This window comes from Jannaschia rubra (genome assembly GCF_001403735.1).
Classification (GTDB): domain Bacteria; phylum Pseudomonadota; class Alphaproteobacteria; order Rhodobacterales; family Rhodobacteraceae; genus Jannaschia; species Jannaschia rubra.
Genome location: NZ_CXPG01000020.1, coordinates 511,374 through 534,020 on the forward strand (window position 1 = coordinate 511,374; position 22,647 = coordinate 534,020).

The following is a 22,647-nucleotide window of genomic DNA, read 5'->3' on the forward strand; positions in this document are numbered from 1 at the left end:
AACAGGAGGCACCGATGGCCGATCCCATCCCGTTCGAACAGCCCGGCCCGGTCGAGGAGGAATTCCGCGACGTGATCTCCCCGGTCGAGGACATCATCGAGGATGCGCGCAACGGGCGCATGTTCATCCTTGTCGACCATGAGGACCGGGAGAACGAGGGCGATCTCGTCATCCCCGCGCAGATGGCCACGCCCGACGCGATCAACTTCATGGCCACCCACGGGCGCGGCCTGATCTGCCTGACCCTGCCGGGCGAGCGGATCGACGCGCTGGGCCTGCCGCTGATGGCGTCGCAGAACTCCTCGCGCCACGAGACCGCCTTCACCGTCTCGATCGAGGCGCGGGAGGGGGTCAGCACCGGCATTTCCGCCCATGACCGCGCCCGCACCGTGTCGGTCGCCATCGATGCCACCAAGGGCGCGACCGACATCGCCACGCCCGGCCACGTCTTTCCGCTGCGCGCGCGCGACGGCGGCGTACTGGTGCGCGCGGGTCATACCGAGGCGGCGACCGACATCGCGCGGCTGGCCGGGCTGAACCCGTCCGGCGTGATCTGCGAGATCATGAACGACGACGGCTCGATGGCGCGGCTGCCCCACCTGATCGCCTTCGCGCAGCGACATGGCCTGAAGATCGGCACGATCAGCGACCTGATCAGCTATCGCCGCCGCCACGACAATCTGGTCAACCAGACCGACTCCCGACCCGTCAGCAGCCGCGTGGGGGGGGAATGGCTGATGCGGGTCTTCACCGACGAGACGCAGGGCGCCGAACACATCGTCCTGACCAAGGGCGATCTGGATGCGCCCGGCCCGGTTCTGGTGCGGATGCATGCCATGAACCCGCTGGAGGATGCGCTTGGGGTGGGCGACAGCGACCTTGCCGGTGCCATGAAGGTGATCGCGGAGGCGGGGCGCGGCGTGGTCGTCCTGTTGCGCGACACCGAGATGAAGATCGACCACGACGGCATCAGCCCGCAGAAGCTGCGGCAGTACGGGCTGGGGGCGCAGATCTTGGCCGCGCTCAACATCCACGAGATGGAGCTGGTGACGAATTCCGGCACGCCGCACGTCGTGGGGCTGGAGGCTTACGGCCTGACCATCACGGGCACGCGCCCCATTCCGAAGGACATCTGACATGGCGGGCCATTCCGACAACGTGCTGGCGCTGCCGACCTTCGACCGCCCGACCCGCGTCCTTATCGTGATCGCGCCTTATTATGGCGCGATCTCCGCCGCCCAACTCGCCTCGGCCCGAGCCGTTCTGGACGGGGCCGGCGTCGCGCATGAGACGGTCGAGATGCCGGGCTCGCTGGAAATTCCCACGGCCATCGGCATCGCCCACCGTCAGACGGATTTCGACGGCTACGTCGCACTCGGTTGCGTGATCCGGGGGCGGACCTCGCACTACGACGTGGTGGTGAACGAAAGCGCGCGTGCCATCGCCACGCTTGGGCTTGCCGGGGCCTGCATCGGCAACGGGATCATCACCGTCGAGAACATGGAGCAGGCCGAGGAGCGCGCCGATGCCGACCGGCTCGACACGGCGGGCGGGGCGGCGGCGGCGGCGCTGCACCTGATCGCGCTGGCGCGGACGATGCGGAAGGCCGACACCGGCGTGGGGTTCAAGCCGGGCAGCTTTCATCACGATGCCGCCACGAAGGGTCCGACGGTCGCTTGACCGCGCCGCGCAGCCCCCATAGGTCGCGCGCATGGATCCGTTGACCCCCGACGAAAAGCGCCTTCTGAAGCGCCGGATGAAGTCCGCCGCGCGTCTGCACGCCGTGCAGGCCCTGTTCCAGATGGAAGCGATGGGCCAGACCGTCGACCGCGTGCGGGCGGAGTTCGAGAACCACCGCTTCGGCATGGTCACCGAGGAAGGCGAAGTATCGGAGGCCAACGTCGACCTGTTCCGGTCGCTGCTCGAATCGGCGGTGGCGCACCAGTCGCGGATCGACAAGCTGACCGATCGCGCGCTGGTCGCGAAATGGCCGTTGGGTCGCATCGACCCGACCCTGCGCGCCCTGTTCCGCGCGGCCGGCGGCGAGATGGTCGACAGCGCCACCCCGCCCCGCGTCGTCATCAACGAGTTCGTAGAGGTCGCCCGCGCCTTCTTTCCCGAAGGCAAGGAAGCAGGCTTCGTCAACGCCGTGCTGGACCACATGGCGCGCGAGGCGAAGCCGGACGCCTTCTGATCAGGCCGCCCGGCGCCGCGCCCCGGCCAGCGCCGCCGCGACCCAGACCGCCAGCAGAATCGCCGCCGTTCCCGCGGCGAACAGGCCGAAGGCCCCGGGCACCGTGTCGACCGGCAGGCCCGCCAGCGGCGGCGGGAGCGTGCCGGCCACCAGCATCCAGCCCAGCGTGACGCCACCCCAGAGCGCGACCGCCATGACCAGACCCAGGGCAAGGAAGCCGGCGCTTCGTCCCCTGTCCTGCGTCGCAAGGCCCAGCATCCGGCGCAGCGCCGCAGTCATCCGCCCCATGTCGTGCCCGATGGCCAGCACGGCGGGCACCAGGATCAGCACAAGGACGATCCCGAACCCGAGACCGTAGGACAGGGTGATGACCGTCGGCCGCAGGAACTGGGCGTCGCTCGACGTCTCGTAGAGAAGCGGCGCGAGGCCCAGCACGGTCGTCAGCGTAGTGAGCAGGATGGGCCGCAGCCGGTCGCTCACCGCGTCGACGATGGCCGGGAGAAGCGCGCGGTCCTTCGCGTATTCGTCGACCGTCGAAATGAGGACGATGGAATCGTTGATGATGATGCCGGTCATGCCGATCAGCCCCACCACCGAAAACATCGACAGTGGCACGTCCCACCAGGCATGGCCCCAGATCGCGCCGATCAGGCCGAAGGGGATGATCGCCATGATGGCGGCAGGGCGCGACCAGCTCGAAAAGATCCACGCCAGCACGAGGTAGATGCCCAGAAGGGCGCCCGCGAACCCCAGGAAGGCATCGGTCAGGAAGTCGCGTTCCTCCTCCGCCAGGCCGCCTTGGCGGAACGACACCTGATAGGTCCGGGCGATGTCGGGCAGGATGCTCTCGGTCAGTTCCCGCCGGATGTCGGCCGCGCGCGCGGCGTCGTCCTGTGCGATGTCGCCCGAGACGGTGACCACCTGCACCCCGTTGTCCCGCCGGACCGTGCCGAACCCCGACCGGACCGTCGCCGTCACGATGTCCGACAGGGCCACGTCGCCCCCCGCAGGCGACGTCAGGCGCAGCGTGTCGAGGAAATCGGAGCGCATTTCGCCCTTTGGCAGTTCGACCCGGATGGTGCCGGTGCGGGGGCCGGCGGGAAAGGTCGCCGCCTCGATCCCGTTCAGGCGGTTGCGGACGATCCGGCCCAGGGCGTCGATGTCGAAGCCGAGCGCCTCGCCCTGCGGCGTCAACTCCAGGATGATCTCGTCCTTGTCGTAGGGCAGGCTGTCCTCGACCCCCGATACTTCGGGGAACTTCAGCACGGCGGTCCGCAGCGCCTCCGCCGCGGTCTTGAGGGTCGTCGAATCTGCGCCGTAGAAGTCCACCGACAGGGCATCGCCGCCCGGACCGGACCGCCAGCCCCGAAAGCTGATCTCCTCGGTCAGGGGCATCTGCACGGCGAGGGCCTGAAGCTCCGCCACGAAGTCGAAGCTGGAATAGGGGCGCAGGTCCGCCTCGATCAATTCTATCGAGATGGCGCCGAGCTGCTCGGGTTCCTTGTCGTCGGCCGAGGACAGCGGCCGGCCGGAGTTGCCGCCGATCTCGGCCAACACATGCACGAGGGGGTTCACGCCGTGCTCCGCTTCGTAGCGCGCCCCGAGCTCCAGCGTCGCGCGCTGCAACTCGCGCATCTGGGTCAGCGCATCTGCGCGAGTCGCCCCGTCGACCATGGCGAAGTTGCCGGTGACGGATCCCTGTTCCGGCGCATTGAACAGCCGCCACTGCACGTCGCCCCGCACCACCGCCGCCGCCTGCGTCATCAAAAGCAGGATGCACGCCGCCACCACAGGATAGCGCGCGCGAAGCGCAACGCGCACCAGGGGCCGGAACGCGCGCGTCCGCAGCCACTCGAAACCCCGGTTCACGACGCGCGACGGGCTATCATACCAATGCCCCCGCCCGACGTGCTGCAGCGCGCCCGCCATGTGATGCGGCAGGATCAGGAAGCACTCCACCAGCGAGGCGACGAGAACCGCAATGACGGTGAACGGAATGTCCACGATCAGGCTGCCGAAATTGCCGCCGATGGCGACCAGTCCGAAGAAGGCGATCACCGTCGTGACGGTGGCCGAGACGACGGCGGGGAACATGCGGCGGGCGGCGTTTCCGGCGGCGACCATCGGCGGCTCGCCCAGGCGGCGGGCGCGGAAATCGGCATGCTCGCCCACGACGATGGCGTCGTCCACCACGATGCCCAGCGTGATGATGAGCGCGAAGAGCGAGATCATGTTGAGCGTGATGCCGGCCGCCCACATGAACGCGATGGCTGTCAGCATCGCCACCGGGATGCCGGCCGCCACCCAGAAGGCCGTGCGCGCGTTGAGGAACAGGAAGAGCAGCCCCACCACCAGCGCCAGCCCGATCAGCGCGTTGTCGAGCAGCAGGTCGATACGCCCGGTGATGGCCTCGGTCCGGCTGCGGATCAGGTCGATCCGGGTTCCCTCGGGCGCATCGCGCAGCAGGTCGTCGGCGACGTCCTCCACGGTTCTCTGCAGCGCGATGGCGTCGCCCTCGGCCGAGCGGTCGACCCGCAGGCTGATGGCCGGGTCGTCGCCCACGAAATACGCCCGCTCCCGGTCCACGCCGCCTGCGGTGACGCGCGCCACGTCGCCCACGGTCAGGGCCGTGCCGTCCGCCTGCCGCCGCAGGACGATCGCCTCGATGTCGGCGGCGTCGCGGCGGGCGGTGCCGGTGCGGACACGGGCGTTGGCCCCGCTCACGTCGCCCGCAGGGTCCGCCTGCGCCTGCGCGCCGATGGCCTGGGCGACATCGGCCATGGTCAGATCATGGCGGAGGAGGTTCATGGTCGGGATCTCGACCAGTACCTCCGGGTCGGCGACCCCCCGCAGTGTCGTCCGCGTGACCCCGGCCGCGAACAGGCGCGTGACGAAGTCGTCCGACAGGCGGGCAAGCTGGTCCACCCCGATCGGCCCGGTGATGATGACGTCGGTCACGCGGTCGCGCCAACGGCCCTGCTGCACCTCGGGGTCGTCGATGCCGTCGGGCAGGCCGGTCACGCCGTCGATTGCAGTCTGGACATCGTCCGCCGCCGCCGCCACGTCGCGGCCCGGTTCGAACTCGAGCTGGATCGTGGTCCCCCCCTCGCGCGAGGTCGCGGAGCTTTCGGTCACCCCCTCCACGGCCAACAGCGCGGGTTCCAGCAGTTGCACGACGCCACGGTCCAGATCTTCGGGCCCCGCCCCGTCCCAGCGGACCGAGACCGAGACGCTTTCGACGATGATGTCGGGGAAGAACTGCGCCCGCATGTTGGGCAGCGCCATCGCCCCAGCCGCGACCATAAGGACCAGAAGCAGGTTGGCCGCCGTCCGGTGACGGGTGAAATACTCGATCAGGCCCATCGCATCAGCCGCTCGTCCGCGCTTCGATGCGGTCGATCAGGGCGGCCGGGACGGTCTCGGCCTCCAGCTGGTCCAGCATCCGGGTCTTGACGGCCGCCGGGATGCGGCCACTCGCCTCGACAATGGCGCGAAGGCGGGCGCGCCGTTCCGGAGCCAGGGTCACGACCGACGGCTCCGTCGCGTCCAGGGCCGCCTGCGGGCGCAGGGGGCTGACCTTTATGCCGGACCCGAGCGCCGGCGTGCGTTCGGCCACGACTTCCTGCCCGGCGATATCGCCCGTCACAAGAACGTCGTCGCCCTGGCGGCGCAGCAGGGTTACGGGAGTCTCGACCAACCGGTCGTCGGACCCCAGCACGAGAACCGTATCGCGCGACGACAGGGCGCGCGCGGGCAAGCGGATGGCGTCGGCGAGCGTCGGCTCCTCCACTTCGACGCGCACGAAATCGCCCGGCCGCAGGCCGCGCGCAGTGTCGAGCGTGGCAAAGACCAGCCGTCCGGTCTGGCCCGTGCCGACCGATGCGGCCTCTCGCGTGACGGTGCCGCCGGCCTCGATCTCCAGCCCCTCGACGTCGAGAACGACACGAACGGGCGCGCCCGTCAGGTCGCCGGATCCATCGAGCAGGCGCGCGTGCTGCGCGGCCGACAGGCGGAACGCCACTTCGAGCGCGTCGGGGTCGATCAGTGTGCCCAGCATCTCGTTGGGCGACACCAGCCCGCCCATCAGCACCGAGACATCGCCAAGCTGCCCGTCGAATGCGGCGGTCAGGATCCGGTCGTCCAGATCGCGCTCCGCCAAGGAGACGGCGATCCGCGCGCGCTCGATGGCCAGTTCGGCGGAGTCGATGCGTGCCTGCGCCTGATCGACCGCCCCGCGGCGGGTCAGGATGGTCTGGTCCGCCGACGACAGCGCCAGTTCGGCGGTCTCGACCTGTGCGTCCGAGCCCACGCCGCGGTTCGCGAGATCGCGTTGGCGGGCAAGGGACGACGCCTGAAGGTCGCGCTGCGCCTCGGCCCCGGCAAGCTCCGCCTGCGACAGATCCAGCCCTCGCCGCGCCTCGCGCAGCTCCGCCTCCGCACCGGCGAGGTCGGCACGGGCGACGGCAAGGTCGGCCTCGGCCTGTTCGGGGTCGATCCGCACCAGGACCTGACCTTCGGCGACCCTGCCGCCTTCCTCGAACCCGGCGGCGAGTTCGACGATCCGGCCACCGACAGGGGCGCGGATTTCCAGCGCGCGACGGGCGCGGATCTCGCCGAAGGTGGTCAGAAGGGGGGCCGCCGCTTCCTCGGCCGCGCGCACGACGTTGACGGCCAGCACCCGCTCGGCCGCGGGCGGCCCCCCGGCATCGCGGGCGGCCCGTTCCTGCACCGCCGACAAGGTGATCTGCGCGGCCCAGGCCAGAAGGCCCGCCGTCAGGGCGAACAGGAAGATGGCGAGCAGGCTTCGGCCGAGAAAACGCATGGATACTCCGGTGCCGGGGCACGATAGCTATGCAAGATAAGCCCTTCGGACCCGCCCGCCAACGTCGGCCTCACTTGCGCCGCAGATGCTCGTCCAGCCGCGGCATGATCTCGACGAAGTTGCAGGGCCCGTGCCGGAGGTCGAGCTGATGGACCAGGATCTCGTCCCAGGCGTCCCGACAGGCCGAGGGAGAGCCCGGCAGAGCGAACAGATACGTGCCCTTCGCCACCCCGGCGCAGGCCCGCGACTGGATGGCCGAGGTGCCGATTTTCTTCCATGAGACCATGGTGAAGACCGTCCCGAAGGCGTCGATCTCCTTCTCGTAGACGTCGCGGTGCGCCTCGACCGTCACGTCGCGCCCGGTCAGGCCGGTGCCCCCGGTGCTGATGACCACGTCGATGTCCGGGTCCGCGCACCACGCGCGCAGACGGTCGGCGATCTCTGCGCGCTCGTCGGGCAGGATCGCCCGATCCGCCAGCGCGTGTCCCGCCGTCGTCAGGCGGTCCACCAGCGTATCGCCCGACCGGTCGTCCCCGGACGTTCGCGTATCGCTGACCGTCAGCACGGCGATCCGGCAAGGCAGAAAAGTCCGGTCGGTCATTTCGTGAAGTCGTCCCGCGAATGGCGTTCGCGCAGCGCGCCGGGGTCGTCGGAATTGCGGTTGACCATGCGGCCCCGTTGCACCGCCGGGCGCGCGTCGATGCGTTTCGCCCATTCCATGACGTTGCCATAGCTCGTCACGTCGAGAAACTCGCCTGCCTCGTAGAGCCTGCCCAGCACGAGCTGTCCGTACCAGGGCCAGATCGCGATGTCGGCGATGGTATAGGCGTCGCCCGCCACCCACTCGACCTCCTCCAGCCGACGGTCCAGCACGTCGAGCTGACGCTTCGCCTCCATAGCGTAGCGGTTGATGGGGTATTCGAGCTTTTCGGGCGCGTAGGCGTAGAAATGGCCGAAGCCGCCGCCCAGGAACGGCGCGCTGCCCATCTGCCAGAACAGCCACGACAGCATCTCGGGCCGGTCGTCGCCCAGGAAGGCGCCGTAGCGTTCGGCCAGGTGCATCAGGATCGCGCCCGATTCGAAGACCCGCGCGTTCAGCCCGTCGGTCCGGTCGAACAGGGCGGGGATCTTGGAATTCGGGTTCACGTCCACGAAGCCCGATCCGAACTGGTCGCCCTCGCCGATCTGGATGAGCCAGGCATCGTATTCCACAGGATGCCCGGCCTCGATCAGTTCCTCGAACATCACGGTGACCTTCACCCCGTTCGGCGTGGCCAGGGAATAGAGCTGGTAGGGATGCTTGCCCACCGGCAGATCCTCGTCGTGCGTCGGCCCGGCCACGGGACGGTTGGTGCTGGCGAACGTCCCGCCGGAGGACGTGGGCGTCCAGACGCGGGGTGGGGTATAGGTCATCGTTTCGGTCCTCGTTGCGCGACGCCCGGAAGGCGCCTCTCGGATGGGCGACATCGGAGCGGAGGCAATCAGCCTTCGAGCCTGGCCGCAAGGTCCAGAAGGTCCGCCCAGGTGTCGCGTTTGGCGTGGGGCTGACGCAGCAGATAGGCCGGATGCAGCAGCGGCAAAGCCGGGCGCCCGAACCCGTCGGTCCAACTGCCCCGCAACCGCGTGATGCCCCGCTGGCCCAGGACCGCGTTGCAGGCATGGTTTCCCGTCAGGACCAGCAGGTCGGGGTTTGCCAGTTCGACATGGCGGCGCAAGAACGGCAGCATCATCGCCACCTCGTCGGGCGCCGGGTCGCGGTTCGACGGCGGCCGCCAAGGCAGGATGTTGGTGATATAGACGGCGCGGGAGGGATCGGCGTGGTCGCGCGCCAGCCCGATGGCGGCCAGCATCCGGTCCAGAAGCTGCCCCGCCTGGCCCACGAAGGGGCGGCCCGCGCGGTCCTCCTCGCGCCCCGGCGCCTCGCCGATGATCATGACGCGGGCCGCCGGATTGCCGTCGCTGAAGACCAGCGACTTGGCCCCCCGCCGCAGGTCGCAATGCGGATAGGCGTCGAGCGCGGCGCGCAATTCCTCCAGCGTTCCGGCGCGGGCAGCCATCGTCTCGGCCTCCGTCACCGGATCGACCGGCGCGGGAGCGTCGCCGGGGGCTAGCGACAGGGGTGGCGGGGCGGCGGGCGGGGCCGCCCTCTCGACCAGGGCGAAGCGGTTCACGGGGTGGTCGCCGATAGCCTCGTCGCAGCCCATCTCGACCAGCCATTCGAGGGCGGCGCGGGCGGCGTGGGGGTCCATCTCGTCGAGCATGATCCGTGGATAGCCTGCGGGCGGGGGCAGGGGAAGGCCGCCGCGATGCCGACGGGGACTTGATCGCACGGCCCGCGCGGCCCATGAGACGGCCATGAGCTTCACCCGACGCCACCTTCTGGGCATCGAGCCCCTGCACCCGTCAGAGATCGTGACGCTTCTCGACCTCGCTGACGATTACGCCGAGGCCACCCGGCGCGGGGAACGTCACGGCCAGGCACTGCGCGGCCTCACCCAGATCAACATGTTCTTCGAGAACTCCACCCGCACGCAGGCCAGCTTCGAGATCGCGGGCAAGCGGCTGGGCGCCGAGGTGATGAACATGGCGATGCAGGCGTCCAGCGTGAAGAAGGGCGAGACGCTGATCGACACGGCGCTGACGCTGAATGCCATGCGCCCCGACCTGCTGGTGGTGCGTCATCCCCATTCCGGCGCGGTGAACCTGCTGGCCGAGAAGGTGAACTGCGCCGTCCTGAACGCGGGCGACGGGCGGCACGAACACCCGACGCAGGCGCTGCTCGACGCCCTGACGATCCGGCGGGCGAAGGGGCGGCTGCACCGGCTGACCGTGGCGATCTGCGGCGACATCGCGCATTCCCGCGTCGCGCGGTCGAACCTGATCCTGCTGGGGAAGATGGAGAACCGCGTTCGGCTGGTCGGTCCGCCCACGCTGATGCCCGCGCAGGTCGCCGAACTGGGTGTCGAGGTCACGGACGACATGGCCGAGGGACTGCGCGACGCCGACGTCGTGATGATGCTGCGCCTCCAGAAGGAGCGGATGGACGGCGCCTTCATCCCGTCGGAGCGCGAATACTACCATCGCTTCGGCCTTGACGCGGCAAAGCTGGCGCATGCGAAACCCGACGCCATCGTCATGCATCCAGGCCCGATGAACCGCGGGGTGGAGATCGACGGGACGCTGGCCGACGACATCAACCGCAGCGTCATCCAGGAGCAGGTCGAGATGGGCGTGGCCGTCCGCATGGCCGCCATGGATCTTCTGGTCCGGAACCTTCGCGCCGCCTGATGCGCGGGCTTCGGACCCATCCGGCCCCAAGATCGTTGTATCCGGCACAACCGCCATCAGCCGGAGACCCGAGATGACCTTTGCCCTGACCCCCCGCGACCGACGCATCCACGTGTTCTCGGTCAGCGACGGCACCGTGAAGCTGGCGCACCAGACCTATCTGTCGCGCCTTGCCTCCGAGCCGGAGGGAAACTCGCTGGCCGATGCGGTCGGAGCCGAGATCGACCCGACCTATGCCGAGGTCTTTTCTGTCCACGACGTGGAGCCTATGGGCCTGCGCGCCTATCTGGCGCAGGCGCACGACATCCCCGACGCAACCCTTGCCGCCGACGCGGCACGGCTCGACGCGCTGTCGGGCGATGTCGTCGTGCTGGCCCCCGGGGCGGTCGAGGGCGTGGAGGAACTGCACCCCCGGCCCGAACTGACGCACATCGGCAGCTATGCCCCTGCCGAGGTCGACGACAGCCCGCGCGAGTTGCCCAAGGCCGCGCATACGCCGAGCGCGGCGGCCGAACCGCCGCGTGCGACGGGTCGGCCGATGGCGAACCGCACCATCGTGCTCGTCGTCGTGGCGGCGCTGGTGATCGCGGCGCTGCTGTTCCTGCTCTGACGGCCGTCGCGACCGGGATCGCGATTTACTTGATTGCGCGTGGCGGCTAGTCGGTTGGCATGACCGCGACCCTGTTTCAGAACGCCCGCCTGATCGACCCCGTTGCGGGGGTCGAGACGCTGGGCGATCTGCGCATCGAGAATGGCCGCATCGCCGGGCCGGGACCGGCGGAGGCAGTCGTCGATTGTCGCGGCAAGTGCCTTGCGCCCGGAATCGTGGACGTGGGCGTCAAGGTGGGCGAGCCGGGAGAGCGCCACAAGGAGAGTTTCCGCACCGCCGGTCTGGCCGCCGCACGCGGGGGCGTGACGACCATGGTCTGCCGCCCGGACACCACCCCCGTGATCGACAGCCCCGAGATGCTGGAACATGCCCGCGCCCGTGCGAAACAGGCCGCCGTCCGCGTGCATCACATGGCGTCGCTGACCAAAGGTGCGCGGGGGACCGAGATGGTCGAGATCGGCTTTCTGCGCGATGCGGGCGCCGTGGCCTTCAGCGACGGGCACCACGTCGTCGCCGATACGCGGGTGTTGTCGCGGTGTTTGACCTATGCGCGGTCGCTGGGCGCGCTGGTCATCGGCCATCCACAGGATCCCGGACTGTCGGTCGGCGCCTGCATCACCGCGGGCAAGTTCGCCTCGCTTCGGGGTCTGCCGGGCGTGTCGCCTTTGGCGGAGCGCTTGGGGCTCGACCGGGATCTCGCCTTGGCCGAGGCCACGGGCGTGGCCTACCACCTGGATCAGATCACCACGGCTGCCGCCCTTCCGGCGCTGAGGCGCGCACGGGAGTCCGGCGTGGATGTGACGGCCGGGACGTCGATCCACCACCTGACGCTGAACGTCCTGGACGTCGCGGATTACCGCACCTTCTTCAAGGTCACGCCCCCTTTGCGTGACGAGGACGACCGTATCGCCGTCGCCGAGGCACTGGCCGAGGGGCTGATCGACGTGGTCTGTTCGATGCACACGCCGCAGGACGAGGAATCGAAGCGCCTGCCGTTCGAGCAGGCCGCCGCCGGGGCCGTGGGGCTGGAGACCCTGCTGCCTGCCGCCATGCGGCTGGTGCATGCGGGGCATGTCACTCTCCCGATGCTGTGGCGGACGCTGTCGCTCAATCCCGCCCGCAGGCTGGGACTGGAGGGGGGTACCCTGCAACCGGGCGCGCCCGCCGATCTGGTGCTGTTCGACCCGAATGCGCCCTTCGTGCTGGATCGCTGGCAGATGGCGTCCAAATCGAAGAACACACCCTTCGACGGCGCACGGATGGAGGGGCGGGTGCTGGGAACCTGGGTCGGTGGTGAGCGCGTCTGGGATGCCGAGAAGGACCGGGCATGCGCGCCCGGATGATGCGCCGCATCCTTCGGATTGGAGATCCATGCCATGCCTGAGCTTGTCACCTCTTATGCATTGCTGGCCCTGACGGGCGTGCTGTCCTATCTTCTGGGGTCCGTGTCCTTCGGCATCGTCGTGACGCGCCTGTTCCGAATGGACGATCTGCGGACCATAGGATCGGGCAACATCGGTGCGACCAACGTCCTGCGGACGGGCAACCGGACCGCGGCTTTCCTGACCCTGGTGGGGGATGCGGGAAAGGGGGCGCTGGCGGTTCTGCTGGCGCGCTGGCTCCTCGCGGAGGATGCGGCGCAACTCGCCGGGCTCATGGCTTTCGTAGGGCACAGTTTTCCGGTTTTCCTGCGGTTTCGCGGGGGCAAGGGCGTCGCGACGGCTTTGGGCACCCTCCTCGCCCTGTCGCCGGTTTTGGGTATCTGCGTTTGCCTGACATGGCTCGCGACCGCCGCCGTCACGCGCATCTCGTCGGTGGCGGCCCTCCTGGCGGCGGCGTCCTCCCCCCTCTGGGCGCTGTGGCTGCGGCCGCAGGCGGCGCTTCTGTGCCTCGTTCTCGCCGGGCTGATCATCTGGTGGCACGCCCCCAACATCCGCCGCCTCAGGGCCGGGATGGAGCCGCGCATCGGGCAGAAGTGATGTCGGGCGACCGGGCCCGGGCGGTGGCGGATGCCCTCCTCGATCTGCCTCTGGGCACCTTCCGCGGCCGGTCGCTGGGATGCGACTGGATCGTGACGCGATCGCTGTTCGCGGACGGGGCCTCGGAAAAGCTGGTCGCCCGGTCGCTGGACGGGGCAGGCTATGTCAGCCTGAACCTCTACCGGCTGGCCAGCGGCCCCAGGCTGCGCCCCTGCGAGATGCCCGCGGCACGGGTCGCGGCCTTCGTGGCCGACCTCGTGCCGCGGGACTGACCTCAGCGGCGTTCGAGCGCCTCGGCGGTCCGCTTGGTATTCGCGTAGATGCCGAGGAACAGGTAGAGCATTCCGCCAGTCACCAGCAGATAGAGCGTGCCGCCGATCAGGAGGCCCAGTGCCGGCAGGATACCGCCACCCTGGCCGAACAAGGTGGTGATCGTCCCGATCAGAACGGCGATCGCGCCCAGGATGACGATGACGCCGACGATCTTGTCGAGGGCGTTGATGAAGAAGTCGCGCATGGTTCTGTCCCTTTCGGCGATACGGCATGGGTGCCGAGGGGCAAGGTCCACAAGATGGAAGTCCTGCCAAGACGCCATGCGGAACATCCGCGCGTTGCGTTACCCTTGGGTCACGCCTCGATCGGGAGTCGGGTCAATAACTGTGATCGCCGTAGATGCGCGTCAGGTCGCCGCCCCAGGGCCCATGGTATTCCTCCAGAAGCTCGTCCGACAGGGTGCGGCCCGTTTCGACCGATTCCTTGAGGGCATTGAGGAAATGCGTCTCGTCCGGCACCAGACCGCCCGCGCCGGGCATGGCGCGGGCGCGCAGGCCGGCATCGGAGATCGCCACCAGTTCCCGCGCGAGGTCCAGCATGGCGATGTCGCCGACCTTGGCCTGCAATCCCTCCACGCTCGCCGCGACGCGAAGGGCGAGGCGCGTCTCCTGATCCCACCCCTTCGCCAGATCCCAGGCCGCGTCGAGCGACGTCTGATCATAGAGGATGCCGACCCAGAACGCGGGCAGCGCGCAGAGACGCCGCCAGGGGCCACCGTCCGCGCCCCGCATCTCCATGTATTTCTTGATCCGCGCCTCGGGGAACAGGGTCGTCAGGTGATCGGCCCAATCCGACAGCGTGGGCGTCTCGCCCGGCAGGGCGGGCAGGCGGCCGTCCAGGAAATCGCGGAACGACTGGCCCAGGGCGTCGATGTAGCGCCCGTCACGATAGACGAAATACATCGGCGTATCGAGCGCGTATTGCACCCAGCGTTCGAATCCGAAGCCGTCCTCGAAGACGAAGGCCGGGATGCCCGTGCGGCTTTCGTCGAGGTCGCGCCAGACGCGGCTGCGCCAGGATTTGTGCCCGTTCGGCGCCCCGTCTATGAAAGGCGACGAGGCGAACAACGCCGTGGCGACCGACTGCAGCGCCATGGCCACGCGCAGCTTCTGCACCATGTCAGGCTCGGAGGCGAAATCGACGTTGACCTGCACGGTGCAGGTCCGCCGCATCATGGTCTTTCCCATGGTGCCCACCTTGTCCATGTAGGCATCCATCAGCTTGTAGCGCCCCTTGGGCATCAGGGGCATGTCCTCGTGCCGCCAGATGGGGGCCGCACCCAGGCCGATGAAGCGCACGCCGATCTCGTCGGCAACGGATTTCACCTCGCGCAGGTGGTCGTTCACCTCGTCGCAGGTCTGGTGGATCGTCTCCAGCGGCGCGCCCGACAGCTCCAGCTGGCCGCCGGGTTCCAGCGAGACGTTGGCGCCGTCCTTGGTCAGGCCGATCAGATGGCCCCCTTCCTCGACCGGGGACCAGCCGAAACGGTCGCGCAGCCCGGACAGGACCGCGTGGATCGACCGCTCACCCTCATACGGCAAAGGCTTCAGGCTATCCTCGCAGTAGCCGAACTTCTCGTGCTCGGTGCCGATGCGCCAGTCCGCCTTCGGCTTGCACCCGGATTCCAGGTATTCCGCCAGTTGCGAATGGTCGGTGATCTTGCCGCCGCCGGACTGGGGAATGGACATGGGGCAGGCTCCTTCGCAGGTATCCGGTCGTGAGTGAGCGCCGCGCGCGGTCAAGTCAAGGCGCGGAGGGGTCGGCGGCGCCAGACGGTGATCGTGGCGGGACCCTGCCCCCGGACCGCGCGCACCATGGCCCCCGTGTCGAGACCGGGAAGCGGCGCCAGCGCGTCGAGCAGCAGGTCCGCCCCGGCCGCACCTTCGGGGATGACCATGGGGCGTCCTGCAATGTGCGACAGGCGCCAGAATGCCTCGCCCTGGGCAGTGCGGCGGAAGGTGATTTCCGTGATGTCGTCCAGCGCGACCATCCCGCCCAGGATCGGCCCCATGTAGGTGATGCGTCCTTCGTCCACCTCGACCACGCCGGGGGCGGTGATCGCGCTGTGGAACAGGGCGTGACGCACGCCCGACAGCAGCAGCACCGCGCCCACAGCGAACGCCACCGCCCCGAACAGGGCGATCAGGCCGGATGAGGAAAACCAGAGCACCGAACCGGTTGCCACGGCCAGCGCACCGATCAGCGCCTCGCGCCATCGGGTCAGCATCCGGGCCACCTCCGGGCGGATCATGGCGTCACCTCTCCGTCGAACAGGATCAGCGTGAAGGTGCCGACCCGGCGGAACCCCAGCGGGCGATAGCAGGCCGTCGCCGCTTCGCTGGCGGCGAACAGCGTGGCGCGGGTGGCGCCGTCCTGCCGCGCCTGCGCCAAGTGCAGCGCCACCGCGCGACGGGCGTGTCCGCGATTGCGGGCCGCAGGGGGCGTATAGACGCCGCCCACCTGCACGATTCCGGGCAGCGCCGCATTGAAGCCCGTCATCGCGACCGGCCGGCCGTCCACGACCAGGACGCGGTGGCTGTCGCCGGCGATCCAGCTGTCGACCCTGGCGGTGGCCATGGCGGCGTCGGGCTCCCCGGTTCCGGTCTCGCGTTCATAGGCCATGAGCCATTCGGCGACCTCCTCCCGAAAGGCCGCGATTGGGGCCAGGTCGCCCGGCCCGTCCGGCACGGACAGACCGTCCAGCGACAGAAGGAACTGCGGCTCGTCCCGGTCCAGCCGGGCCACCGCGCCGTCCAGCCCCGTCGCGGACATCAGCGCGCGGACCGGGCCGGCCAGACCGGCCATGCCGCAGATCCGCTGCCCGTCAAGGCAGGGTGCGGCGTCTTCCACGTCAAACCCTTCGTCCCAGACCGGCAGGACCATGCCGCGGCGGGTCAGGCCGAGGACGGCGGTCGGCGCTACGGAGTCGTCGATCCAGAAGGCTGTCGCGTTGTCGTGACCACCCGCCATGCCGTGTCGCACCAGGTTCGCCAGCGGGAACATCGCCCGTTCCGGTTGGCGGGACAGGACCGCCTCGATGGCCTGCCGATGGGTGCCGTCGGCGCGGATCACGACCAGTCGCCCCGCGCCGCCTGCCACAGCGTCAGCGCCGCGACCGCCGCCGTATCCGCCCGCAGGATGCGCGGGCCGAGGCCGACGGGCACGGCACCGGGATGCCCGCGCAGGCGGTCGCGTTCCTCGGGGGCGAAACCGCCTTCGGGTCCGATGAGGATGGTCGCGGGCGCGGGCGGCATCGCGCCGCCGTGCCCGCCCTTCGCCCAGACCGGATCGTCGGACAGCGTCTCGTCGCAGAAGACCAGCGCCCGGCCCTGGGGCCAGTCGTGCAGCAGCCGGTCGAGCGGCACGATGTCTTCCACCTGCGGCACGAAGGTGCCGCCGCATTGTTCCGCCGCCTCGACCGCATGGGCCTGAAGCCGGTCGCGGCGTATGCGTTCGGAATTGGTGAACCGTGTCGCCACCGGCAGGATGCGCGCGGCGCCCAGTTCGGTCGCCTTCTCGACGATGAAGTCCGTCCGCGCCTTCTTGATCGGCGCGAAGGCCAGCCAGACGTCGGGCGGATCGCGCTGTGGTGCCACGCGGTCCAGCACCGTCAGATCACCGCCCCGCTTGGACGCCGTCTCGATCCGCGCCAGCCACGCGCCCGAGACGCCGTCGAACACCGTGATCGTATCGCCCGGCGACAGGCGCATCACCCCCGACAGGTAATGCGCCTGATCGCGCGTCACCCCGGCAGGTTGCCCGGACGCCAGCGGACCGGCTATGTGCAGCCTCACCTTGCTGTCCATGGGATCTCCTTCGATGACCGACACGACCGATCAAGGGCAGGTGGCCGACGCCGTCAAGGGCAACTGGGTCGACAGGCACGCGCCGGGCTCCTTGCGTCCCTATCTGCGGCTGTCGCGGGCGGATCGGCCCATCGGCACCTGGCTGCTGCTGCTGCCCTGCTGGTGGGGGCTGGCCCTGGCGGTCGCGGCCACGGGGTTCCGCGCCTTCGACCTCTGGATCGCGCTGGGCTGCGCCTTGGGGGCCTTCCTGATGCGGGGAGCGGGCTGCACCTGGAACGACGTGACCGACCGGCATATCGACGGCGCCGTGGCGCGCACCCGGTCGCGGCCGATCCCTTCGGGGCAGGTCAGCCTGCGGCAGGCGCTGGTCTGGATGGCGGGGCAGGCGGCCGTGGCGACCCTCATCCTGCTCAGCTTCAACGCCGCCGCCATCGCGCTGGGGGTGCTGTCACTGCTGCCGGTCGCGATCTATCCCTTCGCCAAACGGTTCACATGGTGGCCGCAGGTCTTCCTCGGGCTTGCCTTCAACTGGGGCGCGCTGCTCGCCTGGGCCGCGCATACCGGCGGATTGGGGTGGCCGCCGATCCTGCTGTATCTGGGAGGTATCGCCTGGACGCTGTTCTACGACACGATCTACGCCTATCAGGACGTCGAGGACGATGCGCTGATCGGCGTGAAATCCACCGCCCGCCGCTTCGGCGATGCGCCTACCCCCTGGTTGCGCGCTTTCGCCGCGGCGACGGTGATCCTGCTTTCGGCCGCCGTCGTGACCGCCCTGCCGGTGCTGCCTGCGATGGCGGCGCTTCTGGGCGTCTGGGCGATGGGCTGGCATCTGGCCTGGCAAATGGCCGCGCTCGACATCCACGATACCGGCACCTGCCTGCGGCTGTTTCGCGCCAACCGGACGACCGGGCTGATCCCCCTGCCGTTTTTCGCCGTTGCCGCCCTCCTCTGATTGCCCCGGCCGAACGGGGAGGATAGTCAGGCGGCGAGGGGTTTCTGGATACGCATGTCTCGCAAACGATCTTTCGCCACGGTCGCCGCCTTCGGTCTGGCCGCGCTCGCAGCGACCGCCGGGGCTTGGTTCGGCGCGGGCTACATCGAACGGACGTCGCAGGCGGCGGTGACGCGGACGCTGGCGGATGCCTCGCTCGGCTGGGCCGAGGTCGAGACCGATGGCCTGCAGCTGATCCTGTCGGGCACCGCCCCGGATGAGCCTGCCCGCTTCCGCGCCATTACCCGCGCGGGCGGCGTGGTCGACCCGAACCGCATCATCGACCGGATGGACGTCGCGGCGAGCCGGCCCGTCAGCGCGCCGCGCTTCTCGCTCGAGATGCTGCGGAACGAGGCGGGCGTCTCGGTCATCGGCCTGATGCCCGCGGACGTCGGCCCCGACCTGCTCGACACCCTTCTGTCGCGGGCGGACGGCGGCGATCTTACAGTCACCAACATGGTCGAGACTTCGGATCATCCCGTTCCCGACACCTGGGAGGAGACGCTGCGCTTCGCCATCAGCGCGCTTTCCGACCTTCCCCGTTCCAAGATCTCGGTCGAGGCCGGGCGCATCACCGTGACCGCCGTGGCCGACAGCGACGAGCAGAAGCACGATCTGGAACGCACCCTGCACCGCGCCAAGCCCGATGCGGTCGCGATGACGCTCGACATCGCGGCACCGCGGCCGGTCATTACCCCCTTCACCCTCCGCTTCGTCATCCCGGTCGAGGGCAATCCCCGGTTCGAGGCCTGCGCCGTCGACACCGAACGCGCCCGCGCCCGCGTGCTGGAGGCGGCGGCCGAGGCCGGGTTCTCGGGGCGGGCCAACTGCGTGATCGGACTGGGCGTTCCTTCGGCCAGCTGGGCGGAGGCTTCGGCGCAGGGCATCGCCGCGCTGTCCCGGCTGGGGGGCGGGGCGGTGACGCTGTCGGATGCCGATGTCTCGCTCATCGCGCGGGACGGAACCTCGCCCGAACTGTTCGACACGGTGGTGGCCGAACTGGATGCCTCGCTGCCGGACCTGTTCGTCCTCTCCGCCGTCCTGCCGGAAGCCGCGCAGGTGGACGGCACCGGGGATGCCGAGACCGGCCCGCCCGAATTCGTCGCCACCCGCGCGCCGGAGGGGCAAGTCCAGCTTCGCGGACGCCTGTTCGACGAGGCGCAGCAGGCCGCCGTCGTCAGCTATGGCCGGGCGCTGTTCGGGGTGTCGAACACCTACATCGCCACGCGCGAGGATGCGACGCTGCCTCAGGGCTGGCCCACGCGGGTGCTGGCAGGGCTCGACGCGCTGTCGCGGCTCGAGTCGGGGTCGGTCGTGGTGCAGCCGGACCTCGTCGTTCTGCGCGGCCGGACCGGCAACGCGCAGGCCGAGGCGCAGATTTCGGGGCTTCTGTCGTCCAAGCTGGGGGCGGAGGCCGATTTCCGCGTCGAGGTCACCTATGACGAGGAACTCGATCCGCTGCTGAACATCCCCACGCCCGAGGAATGCGCCGAGGAGTTGAACGAGATCCTCGTCGCGCAGAAGCTGTCGTTCGCGCCGGGCGAGCCGGTGATCGACGAAGCCGGGGACGGGCCGCTGGGGCGGCTGAAGGAAAAGCTCGACGCCTGCGACCGGGCCGTCTTCGAGATCGGTGGCCACACCGACAGCCAGGGCAGCGAGGGCGGCAACCAGCGCCTGTCGCTCGCGCGGGCGGAAGCCGTTCGCTCGGCGCTGATCTCGCGCGGTGTCTCGCCTGGCCAGTTGATCGCCGAAGGCTACGGCGAGGCGCAGCCCATCGCAGACAACGAGACCGAAGAGGGCCGGGAGGCGAACCGGCGCATCACCTTTACCCTGCTCGGCAGGCGCGACCGGGATGAGCCCGTGGTGGCGCCCCCGCCTGCGGAAGATGCGCCGACGGAAGCCGCCGAGCCGGACGACGACACGCCATCCGAGGAGGCCACGGAATGAACCGGACGGAATTCGTGATCGGGATCGCGGTCATCCTCTTCGTCGCCTTCGCCCTCGGATGGTTCGCCTCCTGGCTGGTCTATCGGTTCAGCCGGGTCACGGTCTCGGATGTGGCCGAACTGGAGGACATGGCCAAGGCGCTGCACGATGCCGAGGAACAGCGCGACGAGGCGATCACCTACCTGCAATACCGCGAGCAGGAGCTTTCGACCAAGCTGACGCAATCGGAGGCGGAACTGCGCGCCGCCATGGACGGCCTGCGCGAGGCGCGCCAGGAAGCCGGCGAATTGCGTGCTTATATCGAGAAGATGAACGCCTGATCCTGCTCTGGTGACGGGGAACAGGGCTTCGGCGCGCCGCCGCCGAAGGACGGAAGGGCTGTGAGCCGCCGTTTGCATCAGGCCCGCGCCGCCCCCACGTGACTAGCGAAGGTGAGGGGGCCATGACACCGACCGAACCGCACGGGCCACGATACCTTGTCGAGCCGGGGCTGCGTCCCGATCACCGGCCCCAAGCCGCCATGGACTACTGGCAGGCCTTTTCCCGCAAGCTGCGCTATCCGCTCGGGCCCCGTCGCAAGGCCGTGGCCTTTCTGGAGCGTGTTCTGGACCCGGACCACGCGATAAGTGCGGTGGGTTCCGATGGCGAGTTTCTGGGCGTCGCGGGGTTCAAGTCACCGCAGGGAGCCTTCGTCGGGGGCGGCATCCGCGACATGATCGAGGTCTATGGCTGGATCGGCGGCCTGGCGCGGAGCCTGCTCGTCGCGACATTGGAGCGGGAGTGCGAGGGCGGCGTTTTGCTGATGGACGGCATCTTCGTGCGGAACGCGGCGCGCGGTCTGGGTATCGGCACCGCGCTGCTCGCCGCGGTCGAGCAGCGCGCGGCGGACTGCGGTCTGCAGCAGGTCCGCCTCGATGTCATCGACACCAATCCGCGGGCGCGGGCGCTCTACGAACGGCTGGGGTTCCGGGAGACGTCGACGGTTTCCATGGGAGTCCTCGGGCACATCTTCGGCTTCGAGAGCGCGACGACGATGACGAAGGAGGCGCGCGACGCCGGGTGCGAACGGCCATGACGGAGCGGAAGCACCATCGGCCGCAAGCCGGTTTTCAACGAAGAAGGGGCCGCCCGAGGGGCAGCCCCGACCGTGATGGCGGATCAATCCTCGTCTTCGTCGTCGTCCTTGTCGGGCAGGTTGAAGAAGCTGTCGGCATTGCGGACGTCCCGGCGGTCGCGCGGCGCTTCGTCGTCGTTGCCCGACAGGCTGAAGTTCTCCAGCCCGGCCATGTTCGATGGCATCCGGTCGTCATCCGTCCCGAGCGACTGTTCGGTCGAGACGAGCTTGCGACGCTCATCGTCCGACATGACCTCGCCCGTGGCGGCGCTCTTGCTGGCGGCCTTCTGCACGGCGGCGTCGAGCTCGGTCTGCTTGCAGAGGCCCAGGGCGACGGGGTCGATCGGCTGGATGTTCTGGACGTTCCAGTGCGTCCGCTCGCGGATGGCCTGGATTGTGGGCTTGGTCGTGCCGATCAGCTTGCTGATCTGCGCGTCCGACAGCTCCGGGTGGAACTTCACCAGCCACAGGATCGACGCAGGCCGGTCCTGGCGCTTCGAAAGGGGAGTATAGCGTGGACCGCGGCGTTTCTCCTCGCCCACGGCGGCGGCATTGAACTTGAGCTGGAGCTTGTGCTGCGGGTTCTGCTCGGCCTTGCGGATCTCTTCGGCGGTCAGCTGGTTGTTGCTGACGGGGTCGAACCCCTTGACGCCCACGGCCACGTCGCCGTCGGCGATGCCCTGGACCTCCAGCTCGTGCAGGTCGCAGAAATCGCCGATCTGCTTGAAGCTGAGGGTGGTGTTGTCCACCAGCCAGACGGCGGTGGCCTTTGCCATGATCGGCTTGTTCATCGATGTGCCTCCTTCAGGCATGGCTCGGGCGCGGCCCGGGTCAGGGGTTTGCGGCTGGGCCGCCTGGTCTCGCTTTCGGGGAACCTTGACGGCTGTATAAGGAAATCCGCGACGATGCGAAAGACCCTAGATGACCCGTCTCATTGTCCTGCTGGCCCTGCTCGCCACACCGCTTCACGCCCGTCAGGACCGGGCGGGCGACTTCGACTACTACATCCTCGCGCTATCCTGGACGCCGACCTGGTGCGCGCTGGAGGGCGACAACCGCGCGTCGCCGCAGTGCGACGAAGGGCGGGGGCACGGCTTCACGCTGCACGGTCTCTGGCCGCAATACGAACGCGGCTGGCCGGCCGATTGCCCCACGGTCGAGCGTCCGCCCACGCGGGGCGAGACGGGGGCGATGGCCGACATCATGGGCAGCGCGGGACTGGCCTTCCACCAGTGGCGCAAGCATGGCGCCTGCTCCGGCCTGTCCGCGCCCGCTTACTTCGCCGCAGCGCGCAGGGCCTACGACGCCGTGAACCGGCCGCAGGTGCTCCGCGACCTCGGCCGCGAGGTGACGCTCCCCGCCCTTCTGGTCGAGGAAGCGTTCCTCGACGCCAATCCGGCCCTTGGGCCGCGCGGGCTGACCGTGACCTGCAAGTCCGGGCATGTGCAGGAGGTGCGCATCTGCCTGACCAAGGACCTCGCCCCCCGCGATTGCGGGGCCGACGTGGCGCGTGACTGCGATCTCGACCGGGCCCGACTGCCGCCCGTCCGCTGATGGGGG

The 22,647-nt window shown here is 69.3% G+C and carries 24 protein-coding genes; 13 read left to right on the plus strand and 11 right to left on the minus strand.

Annotation, left to right across the window (positions count from 1 at the left end; genetic code table 11):
- Nucleotides 1–14 precede the first annotated feature (14 nt).
- From ribB to nusB, 3 genes are read left to right on the plus strand one after another with little or no spacing between them, the layout of a single operon-like run.
- Nucleotides 15–1,136, plus strand: coding sequence for a 3,4-dihydroxy-2-butanone-4-phosphate synthase (ribB, locus tag JAN5088_RS12165; RefSeq protein ID WP_055683067.1), 1,122 nt, complete (start codon nt 15–17; stop codon nt 1,134–1,136).
- Between the two features lies 1 nt (nt 1,137).
- Nucleotides 1,138–1,680 (plus strand): 6,7-dimethyl-8-ribityllumazine synthase, encoded by a 543-nt coding sequence (locus JAN5088_RS12170; RefSeq protein WP_055683068.1) that lies wholly within the window; start codon nt 1,138–1,140, stop codon nt 1,678–1,680.
- Between the two features lie 31 nt (nt 1,681–1,711).
- Complete coding sequence (nusB, locus tag JAN5088_RS12175; RefSeq protein ID WP_055683069.1) at nt 1,712–2,194, plus strand: transcription antitermination factor NusB; 483 nt, start codon at nt 1,712–1,714, stop codon at nt 2,192–2,194.
- Here the strand turns inward: nusB and JAN5088_RS12180 are convergent, their stop codons facing one another.
- From JAN5088_RS12180 to JAN5088_RS12200, 5 genes are all read right to left on the minus strand, one after another.
- Nucleotides 2,195–5,557, minus strand: a complete 3,363-nt coding sequence (locus JAN5088_RS12180) for an efflux RND transporter permease subunit (protein ID WP_055683070.1) — start codon at nt 5,555–5,557, stop codon at nt 2,195–2,197.
- A gap of 4 nt (nt 5,558–5,561) precedes the next feature.
- Nucleotides 5,562–7,016, minus strand: coding sequence for an efflux RND transporter periplasmic adaptor subunit (locus JAN5088_RS12185; RefSeq protein ID WP_055683071.1), 1,455 nt, complete (start codon nt 7,014–7,016; stop codon nt 5,562–5,564).
- 70 nt (nt 7,017–7,086) lie between these two features.
- Nucleotides 7,087–7,617 carry a molybdenum cofactor biosynthesis protein B gene (gene moaB / locus JAN5088_RS12190; RefSeq protein ID WP_055683072.1) on the minus strand — a complete coding sequence of 177 codons (531 nt, stop codon included), beginning with the start codon at nt 7,615–7,617 and terminating at the stop codon, nt 7,087–7,089.
- Nucleotides 7,614–8,429, minus strand: a complete 816-nt coding sequence (yghU, locus tag JAN5088_RS12195; RefSeq protein WP_055683073.1) for a glutathione-dependent disulfide-bond oxidoreductase — start codon at nt 8,427–8,429, stop codon at nt 7,614–7,616. The genes moaB and yghU overlap by 4 nt, the downstream gene beginning before the upstream one ends.
- 68 nt (nt 8,430–8,497) lie before the next feature.
- Nucleotides 8,498–9,277, minus strand: coding sequence for a uracil-DNA glycosylase (locus JAN5088_RS12200; RefSeq protein WP_055683074.1), 780 nt, complete (start codon nt 9,275–9,277; stop codon nt 8,498–8,500).
- A gap of 94 nt (nt 9,278–9,371) precedes the next feature.
- Here JAN5088_RS12200 and JAN5088_RS12205 point away from each other — a divergent pair, with 94 nt between their 5' ends.
- From JAN5088_RS12205 to JAN5088_RS12225, 5 genes are all read left to right on the plus strand, one after another.
- The gene (locus JAN5088_RS12205; protein WP_055683075.1) at nt 9,372–10,304 is read left to right on the plus strand and encodes an aspartate carbamoyltransferase catalytic subunit; all 933 of its coding nucleotides are present in this window, start codon (nt 9,372–9,374) and stop codon (nt 10,302–10,304) included.
- A gap of 73 nt (nt 10,305–10,377) precedes the next feature.
- Complete coding sequence (locus tag JAN5088_RS12210) at nt 10,378–10,914, plus strand: hypothetical protein (RefSeq protein WP_055683076.1); 537 nt, start codon at nt 10,378–10,380, stop codon at nt 10,912–10,914.
- A gap of 59 nt (nt 10,915–10,973) precedes the next feature.
- Nucleotides 10,974–12,257: a dihydroorotase gene (gene pyrC, locus JAN5088_RS12215; RefSeq protein ID WP_055683077.1), complete on the plus strand. Its 1,284-nt coding sequence runs from the start codon at nt 10,974–10,976 to the stop codon at nt 12,255–12,257.
- A gap of 33 nt (nt 12,258–12,290) precedes the next feature.
- Nucleotides 12,291–12,893, plus strand: a complete 603-nt coding sequence (plsY, locus tag JAN5088_RS12220; RefSeq protein ID WP_055683346.1) for a glycerol-3-phosphate 1-O-acyltransferase PlsY — start codon at nt 12,291–12,293, stop codon at nt 12,891–12,893.
- Nucleotides 12,893–13,165 (plus strand): hypothetical protein, encoded by a 273-nt coding sequence (locus JAN5088_RS12225; RefSeq protein WP_055683078.1) that lies wholly within the window; start codon nt 12,893–12,895, stop codon nt 13,163–13,165. Before plsY ends, JAN5088_RS12225 begins: the two co-directional genes overlap by 1 nt.
- A 2-nt stretch (nt 13,166–13,167) precedes the next feature.
- Here JAN5088_RS12225 and JAN5088_RS12230 read toward each other — a convergent pair whose 3' ends face one another.
- The 5 genes from JAN5088_RS12230 to JAN5088_RS12250 form a co-directional block, all read right to left on the minus strand.
- Nucleotides 13,168–13,410 (minus strand): hypothetical protein, encoded by a 243-nt coding sequence (locus JAN5088_RS12230; protein WP_055683079.1) that lies wholly within the window; start codon nt 13,408–13,410, stop codon nt 13,168–13,170.
- A 133-nt stretch (nt 13,411–13,543) separates the two neighbouring features.
- Nucleotides 13,544–14,914 (minus strand): glutamate--cysteine ligase, encoded by a 1,371-nt coding sequence (locus JAN5088_RS12235; RefSeq protein WP_055683080.1) that lies wholly within the window; start codon nt 14,912–14,914, stop codon nt 13,544–13,546.
- A 50-nt stretch (nt 14,915–14,964) separates the two neighbouring features.
- Nucleotides 14,965–15,477: a hypothetical protein gene (locus JAN5088_RS12240; RefSeq protein WP_055683081.1), complete on the minus strand. Its 513-nt coding sequence runs from the start codon at nt 15,475–15,477 to the stop codon at nt 14,965–14,967.
- A complete protein-coding gene (locus JAN5088_RS12245; protein ID WP_074962512.1) occupies nt 15,474–16,298 on the minus strand; it encodes a GNAT family N-acetyltransferase in 825 nt (274 codons plus the stop codon). Before JAN5088_RS12245 ends, JAN5088_RS12240 begins: the two co-directional genes overlap by 4 nt.
- Entirely contained in the window at nt 16,295–17,032 is a 738-nt protein-coding gene (locus tag JAN5088_RS12250) for a 16S rRNA (uracil(1498)-N(3))-methyltransferase (RefSeq protein WP_055683082.1), read from the minus strand. Before JAN5088_RS12250 ends, JAN5088_RS12245 begins: the two co-directional genes overlap by 4 nt.
- A 13-nt stretch (nt 17,033–17,045) precedes the next feature.
- Here JAN5088_RS12250 and ubiA point away from each other — a divergent pair, with 13 nt between their 5' ends.
- The 4 genes from ubiA (at nt 17,046) to JAN5088_RS12270 (ending at nt 21,048) form a co-directional block, all read left to right on the plus strand.
- Nucleotides 17,046–17,987 (plus strand): 4-hydroxybenzoate octaprenyltransferase, encoded by a 942-nt coding sequence (gene ubiA, locus JAN5088_RS12255; RefSeq protein WP_055683348.1) that lies wholly within the window; start codon nt 17,046–17,048, stop codon nt 17,985–17,987.
- Nucleotides 17,988–18,041: 54 nt separating this feature from the next.
- Nucleotides 18,042–19,973, plus strand: a complete 1,932-nt coding sequence (locus tag JAN5088_RS12260) for an OmpA family protein (RefSeq protein WP_055683083.1) — start codon at nt 18,042–18,044, stop codon at nt 19,971–19,973.
- On the plus strand, nt 19,970–20,293 hold the full coding sequence (locus tag JAN5088_RS12265) for a hypothetical protein (RefSeq protein ID WP_055683084.1): 324 nt from the start codon (nt 19,970–19,972) through the stop codon (nt 20,291–20,293). Before JAN5088_RS12260 ends, JAN5088_RS12265 begins: the two co-directional genes overlap by 4 nt.
- Before the next feature lie 122 nt (nt 20,294–20,415).
- Nucleotides 20,416–21,048: a GNAT family N-acetyltransferase gene (locus tag JAN5088_RS12270; RefSeq protein ID WP_055683085.1), complete on the plus strand. Its 633-nt coding sequence runs from the start codon at nt 20,416–20,418 to the stop codon at nt 21,046–21,048.
- A gap of 83 nt (nt 21,049–21,131) precedes the next feature.
- On the opposite strand, the gene JAN5088_RS12275 is transcribed toward JAN5088_RS12270, so the two are convergent.
- Nucleotides 21,132–21,878 carry a DUF1013 domain-containing protein gene (locus JAN5088_RS12275; RefSeq protein WP_055683086.1) on the minus strand — a complete coding sequence of 249 codons (747 nt, stop codon included), beginning with the start codon at nt 21,876–21,878 and terminating at the stop codon, nt 21,132–21,134.
- A gap of 130 nt (nt 21,879–22,008) precedes the next feature.
- On the opposite strand from JAN5088_RS12275, the gene JAN5088_RS12280 reads away from it, so the two are divergent.
- The gene (locus JAN5088_RS12280; protein WP_055683087.1) at nt 22,009–22,641 is read left to right on the plus strand and encodes a ribonuclease T2 family protein; all 633 of its coding nucleotides are present in this window, start codon (nt 22,009–22,011) and stop codon (nt 22,639–22,641) included.
- Nucleotides 22,642–22,647: the final 6 nt, after the last annotated feature.

What these genes read in the sequence shown, in the direction of transcription:
- JAN5088_RS12275 (WP_055683086.1), bottom strand. Translation starts at nt 21,878, where the DNA reads ATGAACAAGCCGATCATGGCAAAGGCCACCGCCGTCTGGCTGGTGGAC.
- JAN5088_RS12235 (WP_055683080.1), bottom strand. Translation starts at nt 14,914, where the DNA reads ATGTCCATTCCCCAGTCCGGCGGCGGCAAGATCACCGACCATTCGCAA.
- JAN5088_RS12205 (WP_055683075.1), top strand. Translation starts at nt 9,372, where the DNA reads ATGAGCTTCACCCGACGCCACCTTCTGGGCATCGAGCCCCTGCACCCG.
- JAN5088_RS12260 (WP_055683083.1), top strand. Translation starts at nt 18,042, where the DNA reads ATGTCTCGCAAACGATCTTTCGCCACGGTCGCCGCCTTCGGTCTGGCC.
- JAN5088_RS12270 (WP_055683085.1), top strand. Translation starts at nt 20,416, where the DNA reads ATGACACCGACCGAACCGCACGGGCCACGATACCTTGTCGAGCCGGGG.
- moaB (WP_055683072.1), bottom strand. Translation starts at nt 7,617, where the DNA reads ATGACCGACCGGACTTTTCTGCCTTGCCGGATCGCCGTGCTGACGGTC.
- plsY (WP_055683346.1), top strand. Translation starts at nt 12,291, where the DNA reads ATGCCTGAGCTTGTCACCTCTTATGCATTGCTGGCCCTGACGGGCGTG.
- ribB (WP_055683067.1), top strand. Translation starts at nt 15, where the DNA reads ATGGCCGATCCCATCCCGTTCGAACAGCCCGGCCCGGTCGAGGAGGAA.
- JAN5088_RS12280 (WP_055683087.1), top strand. Translation starts at nt 22,009, where the DNA reads ATGACCCGTCTCATTGTCCTGCTGGCCCTGCTCGCCACACCGCTTCAC.
- JAN5088_RS12240 (WP_055683081.1), bottom strand. Translation starts at nt 15,477, where the DNA reads ATGATCCGCCCGGAGGTGGCCCGGATGCTGACCCGATGGCGCGAGGCG.
- yghU (WP_055683073.1), bottom strand. Translation starts at nt 8,429, where the DNA reads ATGACCTATACCCCACCCCGCGTCTGGACGCCCACGTCCTCCGGCGGG.
- JAN5088_RS12170 (WP_055683068.1), top strand. Translation starts at nt 1,138, where the DNA reads ATGGCGGGCCATTCCGACAACGTGCTGGCGCTGCCGACCTTCGACCGC.
- JAN5088_RS12225 (WP_055683078.1), top strand. Translation starts at nt 12,893, where the DNA reads ATGTCGGGCGACCGGGCCCGGGCGGTGGCGGATGCCCTCCTCGATCTG.
- nusB (WP_055683069.1), top strand. Translation starts at nt 1,712, where the DNA reads ATGGATCCGTTGACCCCCGACGAAAAGCGCCTTCTGAAGCGCCGGATG.
- JAN5088_RS12210 (WP_055683076.1), top strand. Translation starts at nt 10,378, where the DNA reads ATGACCTTTGCCCTGACCCCCCGCGACCGACGCATCCACGTGTTCTCG.
- ubiA (WP_055683348.1), top strand. Translation starts at nt 17,046, where the DNA reads ATGACCGACACGACCGATCAAGGGCAGGTGGCCGACGCCGTCAAGGGC.
- pyrC (WP_055683077.1), top strand. Translation starts at nt 10,974, where the DNA reads ATGACCGCGACCCTGTTTCAGAACGCCCGCCTGATCGACCCCGTTGCG.
- JAN5088_RS12180 (WP_055683070.1), bottom strand. Translation starts at nt 5,557, where the DNA reads ATGGGCCTGATCGAGTATTTCACCCGTCACCGGACGGCGGCCAACCTG.
- JAN5088_RS12265 (WP_055683084.1), top strand. Translation starts at nt 19,970, where the DNA reads ATGAACCGGACGGAATTCGTGATCGGGATCGCGGTCATCCTCTTCGTC.
- JAN5088_RS12200 (WP_055683074.1), bottom strand. Translation starts at nt 9,277, where the DNA reads ATGCTCGACGAGATGGACCCCCACGCCGCCCGCGCCGCCCTCGAATGG.
- JAN5088_RS12185 (WP_055683071.1), bottom strand. Translation starts at nt 7,016, where the DNA reads ATGCGTTTTCTCGGCCGAAGCCTGCTCGCCATCTTCCTGTTCGCCCTG.
- JAN5088_RS12230 (WP_055683079.1), bottom strand. Translation starts at nt 13,410, where the DNA reads ATGCGCGACTTCTTCATCAACGCCCTCGACAAGATCGTCGGCGTCATC.
- JAN5088_RS12250 (WP_055683082.1), bottom strand. Translation starts at nt 17,032, where the DNA reads ATGGACAGCAAGGTGAGGCTGCACATAGCCGGTCCGCTGGCGTCCGGG.